3 protein-coding genes, 5 tRNA genes, 2 rRNA genes and 1 pseudogene are annotated in these 4,717 nt (G+C 39.2%); 1 reads left to right on the forward strand and 10 read right to left on the reverse strand.

Annotation, left to right across the window (positions count from 1 at the left end; all coding sequences use genetic code 11):
• The 5 genes and pseudogenes from AACV01_RS04185 to AACV01_RS04205 form a co-directional block, all read right to left on the reverse strand.
• Positions 1-64: pseudogene (locus AACV01_RS04185) on the reverse strand (GTP-binding protein); the annotation flags it as partial.
• A gap of 121 nt (positions 65-185) precedes the next feature.
• A tRNA-Thr gene (locus AACV01_RS04190) sits at positions 186-261 on the reverse strand.
• 5 nt (positions 262-266) lie between these two features.
• Positions 267-341 (reverse strand) — tRNA-Gly (locus AACV01_RS04195).
• 82 nt (positions 342-423) lie between these two features.
• A tRNA-Tyr gene (locus tag AACV01_RS04200) sits at positions 424-508 on the reverse strand.
• Positions 509-524: 16 nt separating this feature from the next.
• Positions 525-600: transfer RNA gene (locus tag AACV01_RS04205), tRNA-Thr, on the reverse strand.
• Positions 601-1,037: 437 nt separating this feature from the next.
• On the opposite strand from AACV01_RS04205, the gene coaA reads away from it, so the two are divergent.
• A complete protein-coding gene (gene coaA / locus AACV01_RS04210; protein WP_004246971.1) occupies positions 1,038-1,985 on the forward strand; it encodes a type I pantothenate kinase in 948 nt (315 codons plus the stop codon).
• A gap of 132 nt (positions 1,986-2,117) precedes the next feature.
• Here the strand turns inward: coaA and birA are convergent, their stop codons facing one another.
• The 5 genes from birA to rrf (AACV01_RS04235) form a co-directional block, all read right to left on the reverse strand.
• Positions 2,118-3,080, reverse strand: a complete 963-nt coding sequence (gene birA / locus AACV01_RS04215) for a bifunctional biotin--[acetyl-CoA-carboxylase] ligase/biotin operon repressor BirA (protein ID WP_017628848.1) — start codon at positions 3,078-3,080, stop codon at positions 2,118-2,120.
• Positions 3,077-4,111, reverse strand: coding sequence for a UDP-N-acetylmuramate dehydrogenase (gene murB, locus AACV01_RS04220; protein ID WP_161682478.1), 1,035 nt, complete (start codon positions 4,109-4,111; stop codon positions 3,077-3,079). The genes birA and murB overlap by 4 nt, the downstream gene beginning before the upstream one ends.
• Before the next feature lie 198 nt (positions 4,112-4,309).
• Positions 4,310-4,425: ribosomal RNA gene (gene rrf / locus AACV01_RS04225) — 5S ribosomal RNA — on the reverse strand.
• Between the two features lie 49 nt (positions 4,426-4,474).
• A tRNA-Thr gene (locus AACV01_RS04230) sits at positions 4,475-4,550 on the reverse strand.
• 44 nt (positions 4,551-4,594) lie between these two features.
• Positions 4,595-4,710 (reverse strand): 5S ribosomal RNA (rrf, locus tag AACV01_RS04235).
• Positions 4,711-4,717 lie beyond the last annotated feature (7 nt).

A 4,717-nucleotide genomic window follows, 5' to 3' on the forward strand; every position in this document is an offset into this window, starting at 1 on the left:
CAACGTGGCCGATAGTACCAACGTTAACGTGCGGTTTTGAACGTTCAAATTTTTCTTTAGACATTTAAATTGTCCCTCTAAGACACGGAATCGGTGGTTACACCACATCAACCAAGCAGTAATTAAACTAGCGATTAGCTATGCTTGTTAAGATTTTTAATCAGGAAGGCAAGAACATTGGGGAGTGGTGCTGATAGGCAGATTCGAACTGCCGACCTCACCCTTACCAAGGGTGCGCTCTACCAACTGAGCTATATCAGCACATCTGGAGCGGGCAGCGGGAATCGAACCCGCATCATCAGCTTGGAAGGCTGAGGTAATAGCCATTATACGATGCCCGCAGAACTCGGCTACCTGACTTAAAATCAGCTTTGTATTCTACTCAAGTGTTCACGGTTTGAAAACACTTAAGTAAGGAATTAATGGTGGTGGGAGAAGGATTCGAACCTTCGAAGTCTGTGACGGCAGATTTACAGTCTGCTCCCTTTGGCCGCTTGGGTATCCCACCAAATCTAAATTTTAAATGGTGCCGGCACCAAGAGTCGAACTCGGGACCTACTGATTACAAGTCAGTTGCTCTACCAACTGAGCTATGCCGGCTAAGTGGTGCGCATTCTAGGAGGACTTTCGTCATGATGCAACAAAAAAATTGCGATATTTGTTCTTTTGCTTAGATTTTGTTCATTTTTGTATGTATTGTTGATTTTTTAGGAAAAAAACGACCAAAATGACAGCAAAAAAATCAAAGAAAATCCAACGCAATATTCTCTCTGCAATCCTAGATTTATCACTAAACAGTAAAATTCACCTAAAAGAATTATTTTTACGCTTTTATTCTACGCTTATTTTTATTTTTTATGACTATTTTTTGTACTTTTTTTACAAATTTATTCAGTTCGCGTCAAAAAAAGCAGAAAAAAAGTAAAAAATCTCTACGCCTCTGCCACATCACTCGTTATGATGCTGTTTATTTTTTATCGGATACGGGTGTTTTAAACAGCCTGTCCAACCTGCGAATACTAGGCAGATGTTGGCTTATGAATAACAAAGAACGCTTTACAACCCCTTATTTAGAATTTGATAGAAAGCAGTGGGCTACGTTAAGGAATTCGGTCCCCTTAACATTAACAGAAACAGAAATTGCCGACCTTAAAGGCATTAATGAAGAAATCTCAATTGATGATGTCATTGAAATTTATCTTCCATTATCAAGGTTGTTAAATTTCTATATCAGTTCAAATTTACGTCGTCAGGCTGTCTTAGAACAGTTTCTAGGCACAAATAACGCCAAAATTCCTTATATCATTGGTATAGCGGGTAGCGTAGCGGTGGGTAAAAGTACGACTGCCCGTTTACTTCAAGCTTTGCTAACTCGTTGGCCTGAACATCGGAAAGTGGATTTGATTACCACTGATGGATTTTTATTACCTAATGCGGAATTAAAAAAACGCGGAATAATGAAGAAAAAAGGGTTTCCTGAATCCTATGATATGCATAGTCTTGTCTCTTTTGTCTCTGATATTAAATCGGGCAAAAAGCAAGTGACTGCACCTGTCTATTCTCATTTAGTGTATGACATTATTCCAGACAAAAAACAGGTCATTGAGCAACCCGATATTTTGATCCTTGAAGGACTCAATGTATTACAGAGTAATCAAGACTACCCTCATGATCCACATAATGTTTTTGTATCAGATTATGTCGACTTTTCCATTTATGTTGATGCAGATGAAGCATTATTGAAACACTGGTATATCAGCCGATTTTTAAAATTCCGTGAAGGGGCATTTACCGATCCCGAATCCTATTTCAATAATTATTCCAAGCTGAGTCGCGAAGAATCTATTGAGATCGCGTCTTCCATTTGGCAAGAAATTAATGGCTTAAACCTAAAGCAAAATATTTTACCAACCCGTGAAAGAGCCAGCTTGATTATGACTAAAGGTGATAACCATTCGGTTAAAAGCGTTAGATTACGTAAATAAATCTTACCTATTTAGAGAATAGATAAATTATCAATTCTCACCCTATAAATAGGCGGATTAAATTTAAATATGCTCTCTTTACCTATTTTAGAGAGCATATTTTAATATGAAAATTGCAGCAAAATAAACCAATTATGGTGCACTTCGTAGCGAGATCTCACCACCAATATAGGGTACTATTTTATTGTTTTGTTCTAAAAGTAACGCCCCTTGCTCATTAATACCTTTAGCGATACCAAAGATCTCTTTGTCACCAATAATTAATTTAACACGCCTATCAATAAAATTATCTAAACTTTTCCAACGTTCAATAAAAGCAGATAACCCCTGTTTTTCAAATTGTACAAATGCTTTTCTTAGCGCATTGGTGATTTCACAAGCCAACTGATTCCTATCTATTTTTATCCCTACCTGCTCTAAATTAATCCATTGTTGGTTTATAGCATCTTTTTGATTGTTACTCATGGCGATATTAATACCAATGCCAGTAACAATATGCGCAACATCACCCGTTTTTCCCGTTAATTCAACCAAGATCCCAGATAATTTTTTATCATTTAAGTAAAGATCGTTTGGCCATTTAACTTTGACACCATTCGCACCAAATTGCTGTAAAACTTCAGCAAGGATCACACCAACAACTAAACTTAGCCCAATTGCTGCAGCAGGTCCCTGATCCAATTTCCAATACATACTGAGATATAGATTACGACCAAAAGGAGAGATCCATTGCCGCCCTCTACGCCCACGCCCTGCAGATTGATATTCAGCAATACAAACATCACCGGAGGTTAATTCACTAATACGCTGTATCATATACTGGTTAGTTGAATCAATAACCGGTATCACACGAGCTGGTGCACCTTGAATGCCACGATTGACTCGTTCACTGTTTAGCAGGTTCATCGGTGCATCTAGCTGATAACCCTGACCTGCCACTGTATGAATGTCGATACCCCAGCTACGCAATGTCTTGATATGCTTATTAATCCCTGCCCGTGTCATCCCCAAACTTTCGCCTAATTGTTCTCCTGAATGGATCTCACCATCAGCAAGGATATCGATAAGTAATAGAGGAGTTGATGTCTCTTTCATGAAATAGCATCCACCGCATTAATTTCGCCATGTCGTCCAATAAAACGCACTTCCGGCTCTAATTGCACCCCAAAACGTTCAAATACCTTTTGGCGAATATAACTTGCTAAATTAACAATATCGCGCCCACTTGCCTTGCCTTCTTTATTAATTAACACTAATGCCTGTTTTGTATGCACAGCAGCACCACCGCTCTGATAACCTTTCAAACCACATTGATCAATAAGCCAGCCTGCAGCAAGTTTTACACCATTATGTTGTACATATTGAGGGCAAAATGGATATTTACTTTTTAAGCGTTGCGCAAGTTTTATATCAACAATAGGATTTTTAAAAAAACTACCCGCATTACCTGTAAGAGCAGGATCCGGCAATTTACTTGTCCTCATACCGCATACAGATTCGAATACTATCTGTGGTGTGACTGTTTCTGGTGATAATTTAGCTAAATCACCATAGGTCAAAATTGGTTCCCAATGTTTATTCAGCACTAAGCCAACGGCAATAATTGCATAACCTTGCTGATAGTGATGTTTAAAAATACTGTCGCGATAGCCAAATTGGCACTCTTCATTTGTTAAACGCGTGACTTTACCAGTGCTTAACTCAACAATATCAACATAGGCGCAAACGTCTTTTAATTCTTTACCATAAGCACCAATATTTTGTATGGGAGCAGACCCAACATTACCAGGGATTAAAGCGAGATTTTCTAACCCATAAATATGCTTTTCAATTAAGCTCTTTATAAGGTTATGCCAATTTTCACCTGCCCCAACATGAATATGCCATTGTTGCTCATCTTCTGTAATTTCAATGCCAGAAATACAGTTTCTAATCACCGTACCATTAAAATCTTCAGTGAATAGAACATTACTCCCTCCGCCTAAAATAAGGATAGGCAGTTTTTGGTCTTGAGCATTTTGCCAGTACCGACAGAGTTCATCTGTATTCTTTGCCGTTTCTATATGACGAGCATTGGCTTTCAAACCAAATGTATTAAATGATTGCAATGAAATAGGTTCATTCATGAAAGTCGACCTCATTTAGCTGATAGCTTAGTTTAGCAGTCAACCTGTTGTGAGGATAGCGCGAGTGAGCTGTTGGTAGGTAATAAAAGTAAGTTAAAAAGATACCTATATTATTCTAGGTGTGATGATTATTAAGAATAAAGAAAAACAAATGCAAAAAAGCCAACCCATTGGGTTGGCTTTCTCGTCTTATTTAATGCTTAGCAGTTCCCTACTCTCACATGGGGAGACCCCACACTACCATCGGCGCTACGGCGTTTCACTTCTGAGTTCGGCATGGGATCAGGTGGGACCACCGCGCTATGGCCGCTAAGCAAATTCTGTATATAACTATCTGTTTATGTAGTTATCAATAATTTTTTATGGTGCTGATACCCAGATTCGAACTGGGGACCTCACCCTTACCAAGGGTGTGCTCTACCAACTGAGCCATATCAGCACTAGTGGCTTATTGTCACCGGCTGACACAGCCTAAATATTGATGCTTGGCAGTTCCCTACTCTCACATGGGGAGACCCCACACTACCATCGGCGCTACGGCGTTTCACTTCTGAGTTCGGCATGGGATCAGGTGGGACCACCGCGCTATGGCCGCCAAGCAAATTC

Source organism: Proteus sp. G2609 (assembly GCF_963896135.1).
Lineage (GTDB): Bacteria > Pseudomonadota > Gammaproteobacteria > Enterobacterales > Enterobacteriaceae > Proteus > Proteus mirabilis.

What these genes read in the sequence shown, in the direction of transcription:
- coaA (WP_004246971.1), top strand. Translation starts at nt 1,038, where the DNA reads ATGAATAACAAAGAACGCTTTACAACCCCTTATTTAGAATTTGATAGA.
- birA (WP_017628848.1), bottom strand. Translation starts at nt 3,080, where the DNA reads ATGAAAGAGACATCAACTCCTCTATTACTTATCGATATCCTTGCTGAT.
- murB (WP_161682478.1), bottom strand. Translation starts at nt 4,111, where the DNA reads ATGAATGAACCTATTTCATTGCAATCATTTAATACATTTGGTTTGAAA.